16 protein-coding genes are annotated in these 17288 nt (G+C 58.9%); 15 read left to right on the top strand and 1 reads right to left on the bottom strand.

Annotation, left to right across the window (positions count from 1 at the left end; all coding sequences use genetic code 11):
- Window positions 1-36: 36 nt before the first annotated feature.
- Both B2X55_RS01755 and B2X55_RS01760 read left to right on the top strand, forming a co-directional pair.
- Window positions 37-2313, top strand: coding sequence for an anaerobic ribonucleoside triphosphate reductase (locus B2X55_RS01755; protein ID WP_270527690.1), 2277 nt, complete (start codon window positions 37-39; stop codon window positions 2311-2313).
- A gap of 85 nt (window positions 2314-2398) precedes the next feature.
- Window positions 2399-2770 carry a RidA family protein gene (locus B2X55_RS01760; protein ID WP_055161902.1) on the top strand — a complete coding sequence of 124 codons (372 nt, stop codon included), beginning with the start codon at window positions 2399-2401 and terminating at the stop codon, window positions 2768-2770.
- 64 nt (window positions 2771-2834) lie between these two features.
- Here B2X55_RS01760 and B2X55_RS01765 read toward each other — a convergent pair whose 3' ends face one another.
- The gene (locus tag B2X55_RS01765) at window positions 2835-3167 is read right to left on the bottom strand and encodes a hypothetical protein (protein ID WP_036374344.1); all 333 of its coding nucleotides are present in this window, start codon (window positions 3165-3167) and stop codon (window positions 2835-2837) included.
- A gap of 231 nt (window positions 3168-3398) precedes the next feature.
- On the opposite strand from B2X55_RS01765, the gene B2X55_RS01770 reads away from it, so the two are divergent.
- The 13 genes from B2X55_RS01770 to B2X55_RS01830 all read left to right on the top strand — a co-directional run bounded on the left by B2X55_RS01770 (window position 3399) and on the right by B2X55_RS01830 (window position 17245).
- Window positions 3399-5315 carry a sigma 54-interacting transcriptional regulator gene (locus B2X55_RS01770; protein WP_286820642.1) on the top strand — a complete coding sequence of 639 codons (1917 nt, stop codon included), beginning with the start codon at window positions 3399-3401 and terminating at the stop codon, window positions 5313-5315.
- Window positions 5316-5341: 26 nt separating this feature from the next.
- Complete coding sequence (trmB, locus tag B2X55_RS01775; RefSeq protein ID WP_055161893.1) at window positions 5342-5992, top strand: tRNA (guanosine(46)-N7)-methyltransferase TrmB; 651 nt, start codon at window positions 5342-5344, stop codon at window positions 5990-5992.
- Between the two features lie 20 nt (window positions 5993-6012).
- Complete coding sequence (gene ftsW, locus B2X55_RS01780; protein ID WP_286820643.1) at window positions 6013-7209, top strand: putative lipid II flippase FtsW; 1197 nt, start codon at window positions 6013-6015, stop codon at window positions 7207-7209.
- A gap of 122 nt (window positions 7210-7331) precedes the next feature.
- A complete protein-coding gene (locus tag B2X55_RS01785) occupies window positions 7332-7904 on the top strand; it encodes a 3D domain-containing protein (RefSeq protein ID WP_407717118.1) in 573 nt (190 codons plus the stop codon).
- Between the two features lie 268 nt (window positions 7905-8172).
- The gene (locus tag B2X55_RS01790) at window positions 8173-9342 is read left to right on the top strand and encodes an ABC transporter substrate-binding protein (RefSeq protein ID WP_036374338.1); all 1170 of its coding nucleotides are present in this window, start codon (window positions 8173-8175) and stop codon (window positions 9340-9342) included.
- A 73-nt stretch (window positions 9343-9415) separates the two neighbouring features.
- Window positions 9416-10303, top strand: coding sequence for a branched-chain amino acid ABC transporter permease (locus B2X55_RS01795; protein ID WP_036374336.1), 888 nt, complete (start codon window positions 9416-9418; stop codon window positions 10301-10303).
- Window positions 10304-10315: 12 nt separating this feature from the next.
- Entirely contained in the window at window positions 10316-11272 is a 957-nt protein-coding gene (locus tag B2X55_RS01800) for a branched-chain amino acid ABC transporter permease (protein WP_036374334.1), read from the top strand.
- Window positions 11265-12029, top strand: a complete 765-nt coding sequence (locus tag B2X55_RS01805; RefSeq protein WP_036374332.1) for an ABC transporter ATP-binding protein — start codon at window positions 11265-11267, stop codon at window positions 12027-12029. The genes B2X55_RS01800 and B2X55_RS01805 overlap by 8 nt, the downstream gene beginning before the upstream one ends.
- 45 nt (window positions 12030-12074) lie before the next feature.
- Window positions 12075-12779: an ABC transporter ATP-binding protein gene (locus B2X55_RS01810; protein ID WP_081828385.1), complete on the top strand. Its 705-nt coding sequence runs from the start codon at window positions 12075-12077 to the stop codon at window positions 12777-12779.
- A gap of 99 nt (window positions 12780-12878) precedes the next feature.
- Window positions 12879-13523 carry a CBS domain-containing protein gene (locus B2X55_RS01815; protein ID WP_036374329.1) on the top strand — a complete coding sequence of 215 codons (645 nt, stop codon included), beginning with the start codon at window positions 12879-12881 and terminating at the stop codon, window positions 13521-13523.
- Window positions 13524-13716: 193 nt separating this feature from the next.
- Window positions 13717-14679, top strand: coding sequence for a TAXI family TRAP transporter solute-binding subunit (locus B2X55_RS01820; protein ID WP_036374327.1), 963 nt, complete (start codon window positions 13717-13719; stop codon window positions 14677-14679).
- 98 nt (window positions 14680-14777) lie between these two features.
- Window positions 14778-15263 carry a DUF1850 domain-containing protein gene (locus B2X55_RS01825; RefSeq protein WP_414683481.1) on the top strand — a complete coding sequence of 162 codons (486 nt, stop codon included), beginning with the start codon at window positions 14778-14780 and terminating at the stop codon, window positions 15261-15263.
- A 44-nt stretch (window positions 15264-15307) separates the two neighbouring features.
- A complete protein-coding gene (locus B2X55_RS01830) occupies window positions 15308-17245 on the top strand; it encodes a TRAP transporter permease (RefSeq protein WP_414683475.1) in 1938 nt (645 codons plus the stop codon).
- Window positions 17246-17288: the final 43 nt, after the last annotated feature.

Genomic DNA, 17288 nt, shown 5'->3' on the forward strand with positions numbered 1-17288 from the left:
ACAAGATGAGCCGAAAGCTCGCGGCGCACGAACCATATGAATCTGAAGACTGTAACGAAACGTTCTGGCCACACCGTGCCATATAATCGCGAAAAGATCTACCACGCCATCGCCGGTGCCAATTCCGACGGCGGCAACACGATGTCGGAAAAGGACATCGACGAGGTGACGAGCCAGGTCGAATGGGACATCAAGGACCGCGATAACGTCAGCGTCGAGGAGATCCAGGATATCGTCGAGCAGGAGCTCATGAAGTACGACTTCTACGACATCGCGAAGAAGTACATCACCTACCGCCAGAAGCATGCGGAGCGCCGCGCGGCGCAGAAGCACCTCATGGAGTCGTACCGCGACATCTTCTTTGCGGACTCGGTCGACTCGGACCTCAAGCGCGACAATGCGAACATCAATACGGATGCCTCGATGGGCATCATGCTCAAGCTCGGCGCCGAGGGCGCGAAGCACTTCGTCGACAATTACGTGCTCGACGAGGAGTACGCTGAGGCAGACCGCGAGAACTACATCCACATCCACGACAAGGACTTCTCGCTGATCACGTTCAACTGCTGCCAGATCGACCTCTTGAAGCTCTTCCACGGCGGCTTCTCGACGGGCCACGGCTTTTTGCGCGAGCCGAACTCGATCCGTGCCTATGCGTCGCTTGCCTGCATCGCCATCCAGTCGAACCAGAATGACATGTTCGGCGGCCAGAGTATCAATGCCTTTGACTACGCGATGGCGGAGGGCGTGCGCAAGTCCTTCCGCAAGGCCATCTTCGATGAGGCACACAAGGCTCTGATTTACCGCTTCGGCATGGATCCGTTCCGCGATTACGGCGCCTTCAAGGCCGTATTCAAGGAACACCTTTCCATGGAGCACTGTCACTTCACGGAAAGCGATGACGATCCGAAGGCCAAGGAGAGCATGGACACGCTCGTCGCAGCACTCGAGGCAACGCTTGCGGATGAGTACCACAAGCCGACGACGGATGTCGTCGTCGATGCGGCCAACATCTATCACCTGGCCTGCGCCGACGTTGTCGAGGAGACGCATCAGGCGATGGAGGCACTCATCCACAACTTCAATACGCTGCACAGCCGCGCTGGCGCACAGGTGCCGTTCTCGTCCATCAACTACGGCATGGACACGTCGCCTGAGGGCCGCCTCGTCATCAGCGAGGTCCTCAACGCCATCTGGGCTGGCCTCGGCTACGGCGAGACGCCGATCTTCCCGATCTCGGTCTTCCAGCTCAAGGCGGGCGTCAACTATAACCCCGGCGATGCGAACTACGACCTCTTCCTCAAGGCGTGCAAGGTCAGCGCCAAGCGGCTGTTCCCGAACTTCGTCAACATCGACGCGCCGTACAATCTGCAGTACTACAAGCCGGGCGACTACAACAGCGTCGTCGCGACGATGGGCTGCCGCACGCGCGTCATGAGCAATGTCAACGGCCCGGAGGAGTCGGGCAGCCGCGGCAACTTCTCGTTCACGACGATCAACCTGCCGAAGCTCGCGCTCGAGGCCAAGGGCGACCTCAAGAAGTTCTGGGAGCTCTACGACCACTACATTGAACTCAGCCACGACTACCTGCTCTCGCGCCTCGCGATCATCGAGCAGAAGCACGTCTACAACTACCCGTTCCTCATGGGGCAGGGCGTCTGGATGGACAGCGAGAAGCTCAAGCCGACGGATTCCATCAAGGAAGTCCTCAAGCACGCTTCGTACTCCATCGGCTTCTGCGGCCTCGCGGAGTGCCTCAAGGCGCTCGTCGGCAAGCATCACGGCGAGAGCGAGGAGGCGCAGGAGCTCGGCCTCAAGATTGTCGGCCACCTGCGCGAGCGCACGGATGCCTACACGGAGGAAGAGCACCGCAATTGGTCGACGTTCGGCACGCCGGCTGAGTCGACGGCGGGCCAGTTCCAGCGCGCGAACCGCAAGAAGTACGGCATCATCCCGGGCGTCACGGACCGCGAGTACATGACGAACTCCAGCCACGTGCCGGTCTACTACCCGATCAAGGCCATCGACAAGATCCGCATCGAGGCGCCGTACCATGCGCTCGAGAATGCCGGCCACATTGCTTACATCGAGATGGACGGCGATCCGTCGAAGAACGTCAAGGCTTTCGAGGCTGTTGTCCGCGCCATGCACGACGCAGACATGGGCTACTTCTCGATCAACCATCCGGTCGACCGCGACCCGGTCTGCGGCTACACGGGCATCATCGAGAACGAGTGCCCGCACTGCCACCGCAAGGAAATCGAGCGCGGCCACATCGTCATCCCGCGCATGAAGACGAGCTGCTGCGAGTGATCCCAAGCTGTCTGTAAACTTGTAACACAGCGCCTCATGATGTAGAATAGAGACAGATTGTAGTTCACCATGAGGAGGAATCACCATGAAAGTCATTCACACGGATCAGGCGCCGGCAGCTGTCGGCCCGTACAGCCAGGCCATCGAGGCAAATGGTGTGCTCTACTGCTCGGGCCAGATTGCCATCAATCCGGCAGAGGGCAAGATCGTCGCCACGACGATCGAGGAGCAGGCCGAGCAGTGCTGCCGCAATGTCGAGGCCGTGCTCAAGGAAGCCGGTACGGACATGAGCCACGTCGTCAAGACGACGTGCTTCCTCGCGGAGATCGCGGATTTCAAGGCCTTCAACGAAGTCTACGCCAAGCATTTCATCTCCAAGCCGGCCAGGAGCTGCGTGGCGGTCAAGGACCTGCCAGCCGGCGCACTCTGCGAGGTAGAGGTCACGGCCGTCCTCTGAGTCAATCGGCAAGATCGTGATAAAAAAAGAGCTCTGACATTGTCAGAGCTTTTTCTTTTTGGGTTCAACCGAAGAACTGGTAGTAGAGGACGATGAAGAACAGCGCAATCGCGAGGCCGATGCTCGCGGCGCTGGCGCGCTCGACGTAGATGGCTCTCGTCTCGGAGAGTTTGGCGTGGCGGCGCACGTACGTCAGGATCAGGGAGACCGTCAGCAGGACGTACATCGCGCGGTTCATGTTATCAAAATTTCCCCAACCGAGGAAGCAGACGAAGATGGTCAGCCCGATGAGGATCAGGATCGGGTAGTCCTTGCCGACCTTCGGCTCTTTCTTCTTGTCGTCGGGTTTGTTCTTCTCGTAGAGCTTCTTCTGCAGTTTCTTATACTGATTTGCCATGGAGATTCCCTGCCTTTGTGATTTACATATATTCTCTGCCATATTATACCGTTTTGTAAACTTTTTTGCAAAAAGAATTGCAGGCGAGAAGGATGATTGTTAAAATATAAGGTGCAGTCTTATTGCTTTGTGGAAGATTGTAACCTTGTAAAGGTATCGATATCAACCATCAATCGGTACATTGCAGTACATCACATAATAAGAGAAATTCTATTTTTAGGGGGGATTGACGTGATAAGGGAACATCGTAGCAGGGAGAAGCTCGAGGGCTATTATCGCAAGTTCGTAGAAGAGGGGATACTCGACCCGAATGTCCATCCGTGGGTGGCGGAGTCGTGGATGAAGAGCCGGGAGCTCGGCATCGGCACGGAGAAGATGGATGTGTCGCGCAAACTGCCAAAGGAGGAGTTTGCCGCGCTCCAGGCGAAGAACCAGGATGCGATCGACTACCTCAGCGGTATCAGCGAGGACATCCGCGAATTCTTCCAGGAGTACAATCTGTCGCTGCTGCTCATCGATTCGGAATGCCGCGTGCTCAAGAGCTATTCGCTGCCGTTCTATCAGATGACGCCGGGCGAAATCGAGGGCGTGCGCGTCGGCGTCGAGGATGTCGGCACGTCGAGCATCAGCGTGGCTTATGCGCATCAGACGCCGTTCTGGATGTTCGGTCCGGAGATGTGGGTCAAGGAATGCCAGCTCGGCGATGCCTGCTCGGCGCCCATCAAGGTCAATGGAGAGTTCCAGTACATCATCACGCTCGTCTCGATGGAGCAGGTGCCGATGCCGCAGGATGCCATCATCGCGCTGCTCTTGACGATGAAGAACGCGCTCGAGGCACATCTGACGGAGTCCGTGCGCATCAAGGCGGAGGAGGCCATCCTCGACGCGACGCCGTTTGCCGTCTACCACGTCATGCCGGGCGGCGAGGTCGCCTATGCCAATAAGCTCGGCCACACGCGCCTTGAGGGCATCGGCGCCAAGCGGCCGGATGACAAGAAGTACACGTCGAACCTCAACGATGTCATCATGAACTATCAGCACACGCCGATCTACAAGGGCTTCAACGGCGTGCCTTCGTACAATAAAGAAGTCACGTGGATCACGCCGAAGAAGACGTATGAGGACATCACGACGGTCGTGCCGCTGGAGCGCGATGCCGACCGCGCGGTTGAGTCGGTCGTCGTCGTCTCGATGCCGATCGAGGACCTGCGGACGCTCGTCGCGCATGCTGCGGGCTACACGGCAAAGTACAGCCTCAATTCGATGGTCGGCGAAGGCACGACGTTTGCGAGCGTCCGCGCGAAGGCCGCCCGCGTGGCCAAGAACAAGCACCACGTGCTGATCCAGGGCGAGGCTGGCACGGGCAAGCAACGCATGGCACACGGCATCCACCAGGCGAGCCCGCGGGCGGCAGGCCCGCTCATCACGCTGCGCTGCGGCGATGCGACGCCTGAGATCCTGGAGCAGGAGCTCTTCGGCACCGTCATGGGGCCGGATGCGAGCCACCAGGGCCGCCTGGAACTCGCCTCGGGCGGCACGCTCTTTCTCGATGAGATCGAGAAGATGCCGCGCTCGATTGCCGTCGCGCTGGCGAAAGCACTCAAGGAAGGCAAGACGCACCGCATCGGCGAGACGGTCGAGCGCGACATCGACGTGCGCATCATCGCCGCCTGCGACAGCGACCTCAAGCGCCTGACGGAGCGCGGCCTCTTCGCGCCGGAGCTCTATGACATCGTCTCGAAGAGCGTCGTGCGCGTACCGCCTCTGCGCAGCCGTCGCGAGGACATCCCGAAGCTGGCGGATCACATCGTCGCGGAGCTCGCGGAGCAGCATCAGATGAAGCCGAAGCGCATCCTGCCTGAGACGGATGAGCTTCTCAAGCATTACGACTGGCCGGGCAACATCAAGCAGCTGCAGAGCGTGCTTGAATATGCCTTCTTCAACACGCCGAAAGACACGATTGCACCGGAGAACATCAGCCTCATGGGCGATGTCAAGCCGGACAACAAGTGGAAGGAAGACAAAGAGGTCTTCGTCAAGGCATGGCAGGCCGCTGGCGGCAATGTCAGCCGCCTCGCGAACCTCCTCAATGTCAGCCGCGTGACGCTTTACCGCTACCTCAAGAAGTACAACCTCGAGAAGAAATAAGATAAATAGGACAAAGGAGATATATCGTGCGTTTAAGAAGAAAGCCGTGGGTGGATGAAGCCATCCACGAATTCGATGATTTTGTCGTGAGCCGTGACCAGGAGATCGGCGAGGAGAAGAAGGGCAAGTGGGCGGAAATCTTCGGCCGCCAGGCGCCCCTTCATGTCGAGCTCGGCACGGGCAAGGGCGATTTCATCAGCCAGCTGGCTGAGCTCCACCCGGACATCAACTACATCGGCATCGAGATGCAGCAGGATGTGCTCTATTCGGCGGCCAAGAAGATCGCGGAGAAAGAGCTCAAGAATGTGCGCCTGCTTGTCTTTGACATCAACCACATCGAGGACATCTTCGGCGAGGGCGAAGTCGACCGCTTCTACATCAACTTCTGCGACCCGTGGCCGAAGAAGCGCCATGCGAAGCGCCGCCTCACGCACGTCGGCTTCCTCGAGAAGTACCGCCGCCTGCTCAAGAAGCCGGGCGAACTCCACTTCAAGACGGACAACCGCCCGCTCTTCGACTTCTCGCTCGAGCAGTTTGCAGAGGCGGGCCTCAAGGTCCAGGATGTCTCGTACGACCTGCACGCTGAGAACCGCCCGGACAATATCATGACGGAGTATGAGCGCAAGTTCAGCGGCTTCGGCGAGAAGATCAACCGCTGTGAAGTCATTTTCGAGTAAGGGATGAAGGGGGCATTTCGATGCTGATCCGGAAGACGCCGTGGCGCAACGAATCAGAACCAGTCATCGTCATCATGGCTGTCCTGCTCCTGCTGGGAACCATCAATGTATTCAGCTCGAGCTTCGTCCTCGCGACGACGAGTTACAACAATCCGTATTACTTTCTCATCCGCCATGCCGTCTGGCTCGTCCTGGGCATCTTCGTCTGCTTCGCCTGCAGCCGCATCAACTACCACCGCTGGCAGAGCATCACGAAGTGGCTTCTCATTGCCACGGTCCTCGCTCTGATCCTCGTGCTGGTCATGGGCACGGTCGTCAACGGCGCGCGGCGCTGGCTCTCGTTCGCTGGCTTCAGCGTGCAGCCGGCAGAGTTTGCCAAGCTCACGGGCATCCTGATCGCCTCGCGCTTCCTGACGATGATGATGAAGCGCGAGAAGAAGATCGACCTGCTCAAGGCGCCGCCGTACTGGATCATCTTCTTCATGGCGGCGCTCGTCGAACTTGAGCCGGACATGGGGACGGCCTGCATCGTCTTCGGTGTGCCTTTCCTCATGGCCTTTCTCGTCGGCATTCCCTGGAAACAGGTGAAGGTGCTCTTTTTTGCGGGCATTGCGGGCCTCATCGGCCTCATCGTCTGGCAGCCGTACCGCCTGCTGCGCGTGAAGACGACGTATGACCCCTGGAGCGACGCGCAGGGCGTCGGCTACCAGGCCGTGCAGTCGATGTCGACGATCGGCTCGGGCGGTCTCTGGGGCATGGGCCTCGGCGAGGGTGTCAGCAAGTACGAATACCTGCCGGAGGCGCATACTGACTTCGCCTTCGCGATCTTCGCGCAGGAACACGGTTATCTCGGTGTCCTGCTCGTCATTGCGCTGTTCTTCATGCTGGCGGTCTGCTGTTACTACATCTCGGCGCGGGCGCGCGACATCTACGGCCAGATCCTGACGATCGGCATCATGCTGCTCGTCGTCGGCCAGGCCCTCGGCAACCTCTTCATGGTCAGCGGAACCTTCCCAGTTGTCGGCGTCCCGCTGCCCTTCATCAGTTACGGCGGCTCTTCGCTGCTCGTCACGATGGCCTCGATGGGCATCTTGCTGAACATCTGTCGCCACGGCTTCCAGCTGCAGCACGATGAGCGGCAGGACGCCCGCAAGGATGCCATCCGGGAAGGCCGCGGGAGAGAGCCTGGGGCGCCGCCTCTGCGCCTGGTCAAGTGAGTCTTGTTTTGACCGGGTCTTGCGCGATGTGGTACAATAGATGGCATAGATTATCCAGCTTGACAGATGCTTTTAGATGCTTTTGAGAGAGGTGCGTGCGTTTGCGAAATCAATGCGTTTTAGTGTTTCTTCTGGCCTCCTTTCTCCTGCTCTTCGGCACGACGGAGGCAATGGCTTCGAATATCCTCGTCCGGCAGGGCTCCCGCGGCCCGGCCGTGCGGCAGGTGCAGACGCTGCTCATCGAGCAGGGGTGGCTGACCGGCGCGGCGGACGGCATCTGCGGCAATCAGACTGTCGCGGCCATCAAGTCTTTCCAGAAGGCGAATGGTCTCGATGATGACGGCGTCTGCGGCAATGGCACGTACTCCGTGCTCTCAGGCGGGCAGGAATACCAGCCGTCATCGGATGAGAGCGACGGCACGGTCATGTACGTCAATGCGACGGCCTACAGTGCCGATGATCCGGGCAACTCCGCCTACACGGCGCTCGGCACTCACGTGCGCCACGGCATCATCGCCGTCGATCCGAGCATCATCCCGCTCGGCACGCATGTCTACATCCCGGGCTACGGCGAGGCTGTGGCCGAAGATGTCGGCGGTGCTATCCAGGGCCACCGCATCGATGTGGCCTTTGACACAAGAGCGGAGGCGCTGGCCTTCGGCCGCCAGGACATCGAGATTTACATACGCGATTAAGACTCGGGAAGAGCGCAGCTTTGGCTGCGCTCTTTTTGTATACACAGAGACTGTAAACAATACCTTTCTTGTGTGAACGTTTTGGCCGGAAACTCCATCTCAATGGTACAAAACCTGAGTGAACGGAAGAAAAGTCCCCTTTAGAAAAACAAAATTCAAGTTTTTGTTCCTTTTCTTTGCACAAAAGTGTTGACTATTGTAACTGTGTAAACTATAATAGGTTCATCGCAATCAAACATTGCTAGGGAGAGAAAAGGGAGGAATTCATATGAATTTCGGCAAGAAAGGTCTGAAACTCGCCAGCGTCCTCATGGGCACGATGCTCATGGGCGGCGTACTCGCAGGCTGCGGCAGCCAAGCTGACAGCAACGAGATCAAGGTCGGTGCGAACTTCGAGATGACGGGCAACGTTGCCAACTACGGTGCAGCAACGCTCGACGGCCTCAAGCTCGCGATCGATGAGATCAATGATGCGGGCGGCGTCGATGGCAAGAAGATCACGCTGGTCACGGCCGACAATAAATCCGAGGCATCAGAGGCCGTCAATGCGGCAACGAAGCTGATCTCGGATGATAAGGTATCCGTCCTCGTCGGCCCGGCTGTCACGGCGAACGTCATCGCTGAGTCGCAGGTCGCCACGGACAACAAGGTCCCCATCATCGCACCGGATGCCACGAGCCCGGACGTCACGGTAGAGAACGGCAAGGTCAAGCCGTTCGTCTTCCGCAGCTGCTTCATCGATCCGCAGCAGGGCACGGTCATGGCGAAGTTTGCTTCCGAGAACCTCAAGGCTAAGACGGCTGTCATCTACGTCGACAACAGCACGGATTACTCGAAGAGCCTCGGCAAGGTCTTCAAGGAGAAGTTCGAGGCAGCAGGCGGCAAGGTCCTCATGGAAGAAGCCTTCCTCGCCAAGGACCAGGACTTCAAGGCAACGCTGACGAAGCTCAAGACGGCTAACGCCGATGTCATCTTCGTCCCGGCTTACTATGAAGAAGTCGGCAAGATCGTCAAGCAGGCCCGCGAGCTCGGCATCACGGCCCCAATCCTCGGCACGGACGGCTGGGATGACTCGAAGGTCACGGATATCGCCGGTGCAGAAGCGCTCAACAACACGTACTTCAGCACGCATTACTCCGACAAGGACGAATCGGTAAAGCCGTTCGTCGAAGCATTCCAGAAGAAGTACGGCCATATGCCGAACGTCTTCGCAGCTCTCGGCTATGATGCCGGCAAGATGCTTGCTGATGCCATCAAGCGCGCAGGCAGCGCAGACCCGGAGAAGATCCAGAAGGCTCTCGAAGAGACGAAGGATCTCAAGGTCGGTACTGGCACGATCACGATGGACAAGAACCACAACCCGATCAAGCAGGCCGTCATCCTGCAGAACAAGGATGGCGATCGCGTGATGGTCGCGAAGATCATGCCGGAAGAGTAAGAAGCGTACACAATAGGCTAGAAGAGAAGGGGCCGCAGGGATGCGGCCTCTTGCTATATGGAAGGAGCTCTCTATGGAAGTCTGGCATCAAGTCTTGCAGCAGCTCATCAATGGCATCTCGCTCGGCAGTATCTACGCACTGATCGCGCTAGGCTATACGATGATCTACGGCATCATCAAGCTCATCAACTTCGCCCATGGCGATATCTACATGGTGGGCGCATACATCGGTTTCTTCGCCATCACGCAGGCACACCTGTCTGTCGTGCCGGCACTGCTCATCTCGCTCGTCGTCACGGGATTCTTGGGCATGCTCGTCGAGCGTCTCGCCTACAAGCCGCTGCGCCATGCGCCGCGCATCTCGGTGCTCATCACGGCCATCGGCGTCTCGTTCTTCCTCGAGTACACGACGATGTACTTCGTCTCGCCGACGCCGCGCACGTTCCCGGCGATGTTCGGTGACGTGGCCGTCACGGTCGGCGGCATCGTCATCAACGGCCAGCAGATGCTGATCCTCGGCATCACGGCCGTGCTCATGGTCATCCTGACGTATATCGTCCAGAAGACGAAGACGGGCAAGGCGATGCGCGCTGCCTCCTTTGACACGGAGACGGCGGAACTCATGGGCATCAATTCAGACCGCATCATCTCGATCACGTTCGGCATCGGCTCGGCACTCGCTGCTGTCGCCGGTGTGCTCGTCGGCATCTACTACAACTCGATTGACCCGCTCATGGGCATCATGCCGGGCCTCAAGGCCTTTGTCGCAGCGGTCCTCGGCGGCATCGGCATCCTGCCGGGCGCTGTGGTCGGCGGCCTGATCCTCGGCGTCGTCGAGGCGCTCGTCTCGGGCTTCATCTCGTCGACGTTCCGCGATGCGGCTGCCTTTGCCATCTTGATCCTCGTGCTGCTCGTGCGGCCGGCCGGTATCTTTGGCAAGAACACGAAGGAAAAGGTTTAAGGAGGGGAGCATATGAAATACTTACGCAAGAATGACTGCATCATGCTCGCCTTCTCGGTTGTCCTGTTTGCAGTCCTGCAGGTCCTGATCACGGAGCGCGTCCTGAGTTCCTTCTGGCAGCTCAACCTCCTGATCATCGGCATCAACATCATCCTGGCCGCGAGCCTCAACCTCATCAATGGCTACACGGGCCAGTTCTCGCTCGGCCATGCCGGGTTCATGGCAGTCGGCGCCTATGTCGGCGTCGTGCTGACGGCCAACTTCCACATGCCGTTCGCCGTCGCGCTGATCGCGGGCGGCATCGCGGCCGGCTTTTTGGGCTTCCTCGTCGGCATCCCGACGCTGCGCCTACGCGGCGACTACCTTGCCATCGCGACGCTGGGCCTCGGCGAGATCATCCGCATCGTCATCATGAACATCCAGTACGTCGGTGGCGCGGCCGGCTTCAAGGGAATCCCGCACCACACGACGTTTGCCTGGGTATTCTTCATCATGCTGTTCACGCTGTTCTTCATCAAGAACTTTGTCAATTCGAATCATGGCCGCGCCTGCCTGGCCATCCGCGAGAATGAGATCGCGGCGGAGTCCATGGGCGTCAACACGACGAAGTACAAAGTCATGGCCTTCACGATTGGCGCAGCGTTTGCCGGTGTGGCAGGCGGCCTCTTCGCGCACTGCTTCTACCTCATCAGCCCGGCGTCCTTCACCTTCATGCAGACGTTCAACTACCTGATCATGGTCGTCATGGGCGGCCTCGGCTCGATCACGGGCTCGATTGCCGGCGCCTTCGTCGTCACCTTCATCTCGGCCGCGCTCGCAAGCTGGCCGGAGTTCCGCATGATCATCTACGCCATCGCGCTGATCCTCTTGATGTTCTACCGTCCGCAGGGCCTCTTCGGCTACATGGAGATCACGAATATGGGCATTTTCCGCCGCATTTTCAAGAAAGGGGAGACGCCTCATGAGTGAGCTTTTACGCACCGAGAATGTCTCGGAGGTATTCGGCGGCCTCAAGGCCGTCACGGATTTCAACATCCATCTGGACCGCGGGGAACTCGTCGGTCTCATCGGCCCGAACGGTGCCGGCAAGACGACGGCCTTCAACATGCTGACGGGCGTCTATCAGCCGACGACGGGCACGATCACGTTTGAGGGCGAGAGCATCGTCGGCCTCAAGCCGTACCAGGTCACGCAGCGCGGCATCGCGCGCACATTCCAGAACATCCGACTATTCTCAGAGCTCACGGTTCTCGAGAACGTCAAGATCGCCTTCCACTACCATGTCAAGTACGGTATCTTGGAGTCCGTCTTCCGCATCGGCCGTTACTTCAAGGAAGAGGAGGCCATTGAGAAAGAGGCGCACAGTCTCTTGAAGATCTTCCACCTCGATGACAAGGCGGATGAGGTGGCCAAGAATCTGCCGTACGGCGCACAGCGCCGCCTGGAGATCGCGCGAGCCCTCGCGGCGAAGCCGAAGCTCCTGCTGCTCGACGAGCCGGCTGCCGGCATGAACCCGCAGGAGACGAAGGAACTCATGGACATGATCCGCTGGATCCGGCAGGAGTTCGGCCTGACGATCCTCCTGATCGAGCACGACATGAGCCTCGTCATGGGCATCTGCGAGCGCATCTACGTGCTGGAATACGGTGAGATCATCGCGCAGGGAACGCCGGACGAGATCAAGAAGAACCCGGAGGTCATCCGGGCATATCTCGGCGGCGAATGATCAGAATCAGATGTATGGAAAGCAGGTATGTATATGGCAGAACCCATGCTGAAAATCGATAATATAGACGTCTACTACGGCGCCATCCATGCGCTCAAGGGCATCAGCCTCGAAGTCAATGAAGGCGAGATCGTCACGCTCATCGGTGCCAACGGTGCCGGCAAGTCGACGACGCTGCGCACGATCTCAGGCCTCCTGAAGCCAAAGACGGGCAGCATCACCTTCCTGGGGCAGAGCATCGCCGGTGTCCGCGCCCATGAGATCGTCAAGAAGGGCATCTCGCAGGTGCCGGAAGGCCGCCGCGTCTTCGCGGAGATGACGGTCATGGAGAACCTCGACCTCGGCGCCTTCGTGCGCAAGGACAAGGCTGGCATCCAGCAGGACCTCAAGCACGTCTTTGAGCTCTTCCCGCGCCTCGAGGAGCGCAAGAATCAGTCGGCCGGCACGCTCTCTGGCGGCGAACAGCAGATGCTCGCCATGGGCCGTGCCCTCATGAGCCGTCCGAAGCTCCTGCTACTCGACGAGCCCTCGATGGGCCTCGCGCCGCTGCTCATCAAGGAGATCTTCAACATCATCGTCGACATCAACAAGAGCGGCACGACGGTCCTGCTCGTCGAGCAGAACGCCAACATGGCGCTCTCCATCGCAAATCGTGCCTATGTCCTCGAGACGGGGCGCATCACGCTCTCCGGCAAGGCACAGGATCTCGCGGCCAGCGAGGATGTCCGCAAGGCATACCTTGGCGGCTGAGACGCTTTATCCCTTGTATTTGCCTTCGCTGCATAGCAGGAACTCAAAGCTCTGCGGCGAATGTATCCTTATCAAGAAAATTGCAGAGGGGGATTCTGAATGTTTGTAGCAAATCGCATGGCCAAGAACCCAGTGACCGTCACGCCGGACACACCGGTCGATGAGGCGGCCTCCGCCATGAAGAAGGGCCATTTTCGCCGCTTGCCGGTCGTCGAGAACGGCAAGCTCGTCGGGTTCCTGTCCGACAAGGACATCATGCGCGTGGCACCGTCGCCCGCGACGACGCTCTCGCGCTACGAGGCGCGCTCATTGCTCGCCAAGCTCAAGATCAGGGACATCATGAGCAAGGAGGTCATCTCCGTCAATGAGGATGCGACGATCGAGGAAGCGGCGCTCATCATGTACAACAACAAGATCGGCGGCTTGCCGGTCGTCTCGAGCGTCGGCGCCGTCGTCGGCGTCATCACGGAGACGGATATCTTCAAGACGTTCGTCGATGTCATGGGCCTGCAGGAGGGCAAGACGCGCCTGACACTGCTCGTCGACAACAAGGTCGGCGTCGTCTACGATATCGCCGGCATTTTCACGGAGTGCGGCCTGTCCATCGACAGCCTCGTGACCTGCCGTCAGCCTTACGGCAAGTACGAGATTGTCGTGCGTGGCAACATCCCGAACGTCGATGAGATCTCCGAGAAGATCAAGGCAAAGGGCTACGAGATCATCCACACGGCCCGCATCGGCTGAACTTCGATACGACAGATATGACTCAACGAAGAGTCTTCCCACAATAGGGGAAGACTCTTTTTGTTTCTTGTATACACATATACATTACAGATTTTTAGATAAATGACGAATTTCGTCTTGTCAGTGTATATGTACTATGTTATAATTTTATACATGATATGATTTGTTTTGCATAAAGTGGGAGGCGTTCAATATGAAGTTTCATTCCTTGACCAAAATGCTGACCGTGGGACTCATAGCGGTTATGACAGCAGCGCTCCTGGCCGGCTGTGGCAGTGAGAGCAGCCAGAAGAAATTCCTCAACATCGCGACGGGCGGTACGGCCGGTACGTATTATCCGATCGGCGGTGCGATGGCGGAGATCCTCAACAAGGAAATCCCGGGCATGAATGCGAGTGCACAGTCGACTGGTGCGACGGTCGCGAACATCAACATGCTCAAGGACAATTCCGTCGACCTGGCCATCGTCCAGAACGATATCACCTACTATGCCGTCAATGGAACGGAGATGTTCCAGGACAAGAAGGTCGACAACATCCGCGGCATCGCTTCGCTCTATCCGGAGACGTGCCAGTTCGTCACGCTCGACAAGTCGGGCATCAAGAGCATCAAGGAGCTCAAGGGCAAGCGCGTAGCCGTCGGTGCAGCCGGATCCGGTGCTGAGGCGAATGCCCGCCAGATCCTCGAGGCCTACGGCATCACCTACAACGACATCGATGTCCAGTACCTGTCCTTCGCAGAAGGCGCCAGCGCCCTCAAGGATGGCAACGTCGATGCAGCCTTCCTGACGGCCGGTTATCCGACCTCGTCCGTACAGGATATCGCATCTCAGAACAAGGTACGCCTGCTGCCAATCGATGCCGACAAGGCTGAGGCCCTGATCGCGAAGTATCCGTTCTACACGAAGACGACGATCCCGGCTGGCACGTATGCTGGCTTCGACGAGGACGTCCCGACGATCTCCGTCATGGCCATGCTTGTCGCGACGGACAAGGTAGACGACAAGATGGGCTACGATATCGCGAAGGCCATCTTCACGAACCTCGACCGCCTGCAGGCCGCTCATTCCGTCGGCAAGCTCATCACGAAGGACACGGCCCTCAAGGGCATGTCTCTGCCGATGAACGCCGGTGCTGAGAAGTTCTTCAAAGAGTAATCGAGTAAAAGCGTAATATAAGGAAAGGCCTCTTTCGTCAGCTCATGCATGTGCGGTGTGCGATGGAGGAGGCCTTTTTGATTTTGTCTGGTGGTCTTATGCGTCGTTATCCAATCTGTCTGTGGCTGACCGTGCTCGGCTCAATCATCGCTGTGCTCTCCGTATTCCTGATGCCGTGCTTCGTCGTGCGGGCGCAGGGGGAGCGCGTGGTGATGGTCGAGGCGAGGGCGGGACTGCCCTTTTCCATCCACTTCATCCATTCGGTGCAGAAAACACCGGTGCTCGAGAATCTCGAGATCAACGATGAGAAGGATGGCTTCAATTTGCTCTCGACGAAGTACCAGTCCTTCGGCGTAGGGCTGCCGTTCCTCGCGGAGGAAGGAGACTTCCGCGAGGAAGGGGATTATTACATCTTCGATCACATGGACCGTCACTTCCGGACGCTCTCTCTGCGGACGGGGGTGGGCACGAAGCTCACGCTGACAGTCGATGGGCGGGAGTACCGCCTCTATGAGCGATATGCGCCCGGCACGCGCATCGATCTCTCCATTGTGCCATTTTACCGGGCTCTGCTCGGCTGCTGAATACTTTTCCTTCCCGAGAATAGGGAAGCAGAGAAGCAGAAAGGATGTTTTTTATGACTGAAAAGCTGGATCCAAAATCCGCAGATGACATCTTAAAGAAATACGACAAAGAATCCGACACGATGATGTACAAGGGCATCATGGCGAAAATCGTCTCCGCCATTGCCATCACGTTCTCCGTCTTCCAGCTCTACACGGCGACGTTCGGCGTGCTCGACGCGCAACTGCAGCGAGCCGTCCATCTGGGCTTCGGCCTGGCGCTCGTCTACCTGCTGTACCCGACGCGCAAGTCGTGGTCGCGTTACAAGGTGCATCCCTTCGATGTGCTGCTCGCCGTTCTCGGCGCTGCGACGCCTGCCTACATCGTGATGGAGTATCAGCATCTCGTGCTGCGCTCGGGCACTGTCTCGGGCATTGACCTCGTCGTCGGCCTGCTGGGCATCCTGCTCGTCATCGAGGCGACGCGCCGCATCGTCGGCCTGCCGATGGTCTGCGTCGTGCTGGCCTTCCTGATCTACGCCTTTGCCGGTCCCTACATGCCGGGCGTCCTCGCGCACCGCGGGCTGACGATCGAGCAGCTCGTCGGCCACCTCTATTTCACGACAGAGGGCATCTTCGGCATCCCGCTCGGCGTCTCGTCGACGTTCATCTTCCTGTTCATCCTGTTCGGCGCTTACCTGGAGTCGACGGGCCTCGGCAAGTTCTTCATCGACCTCGCCAATGCCATCGCCGGCTGGGCCAGCGGCGGCCCGGCGAAAGTCGCCGTGCTGTCGTCCGGTCTCATGGGCACAGTTTCCGGCAGCTCCGTCGCCAACGTCGTCGGCACGGGTTCCCTGACCATCCCGATGATGAAGAAACTCGGCTACCACAAGGATTTCGCTGGAGCCGTTGAGGCGGCTGCCTCGACGGGCGGCCAGCTCATGCCGCCGGTCATGGGCGCTGCGGCCTTCCTCATGGCTGAGTTCGTCGGCGTTCCCTACATCGATATCGTCAAGGCGGCCATCGTGCCGGCCTTCCTCTACTTCGCGGGCATCTGGCTCGGCGTCCACTTCGAGGCGAAGCGCGGCAACCTCAAGGGCATCCCGCGCAGCCAGCTGCCGAAGATCGGCACGATCCTCCGTGAGCGCGGCCATCTGGCCTTGCCGCTCATCGTCATCGTCTACCTGCTCGTCTCTGGCTACACGCCGATGCGCGCAGCGCTCGTCGCCATTGTGCTGTCCATCCTCTGCTCGGCCCTGCGCAAGTCGACGCGCATGAAGCCAATCGAGATCGTCCGCGGCCTCGACCGCGGCGCGCGCAACGTGCTCTCGGTCCTCGTCGCCTGCGCCTCGGCCGGCATCATCATCGGCGTCGTGACGAAGACGGGTGTCGGACTCAAGCTGGCCTCTGGACTCCTGGATCTCTCGGGCGGCCTGCTGCTGCCGACGATGTTCTTCACGATGATCACGGCCATCATTCTCGGCATGGGCGTGCCGACGACGGCCAACTACGTCATCACCTCGACAATCGCCGCTCCGGCGCTCGTGCAGATGGGCGTGCCGGTGCTCTGTGCGCACATGTTCGTCTTCTACTTCGGCATCATCGCCGACGTCACGCCGCCTGTCGCGCTGGCGGCCTTCGCAGGGTCAGGCATCTCTGGCGGCAATCCCCTGAGGACAGGCATCAACGCCTCGAAGCTTGCCATAGCGGCCTTCATCATCCCGTACATGTTCGTCCTGTCGCCGGTGCTGCTGATGATTGAGGGCACGGCCCTTGACCTGCTGCTGACGACCTTGACGGCCCTCATCGGCATGGTTGCGCTCTCGTCGGCCCTCATCGGCTACCTGGCCGATGACTGCAGCACGGTGGAGCGCCTCGTGCTCATCGCGGGTGGCCTCATGATGATCAAGCCAGGCTTCCTGACGGACATCGCAGGCTTTGCGCTGTTCGTCGTCATCCTGCTCCTGCAGCTCAAGCGCCGCAAGAGCACTGTGCAGGCCTGAATTGCTTTCTCTTTCAAATCCCATATATGCATCAAAAAAGCTG

Origin of the sequence: Mitsuokella sp. UBA4253 (genome assembly GCF_002395285.1) — a bacterium.
GTDB lineage: Bacteria > Bacillota > Negativicutes > Selenomonadales > Selenomonadaceae > Mitsuokella > Mitsuokella jalaludinii.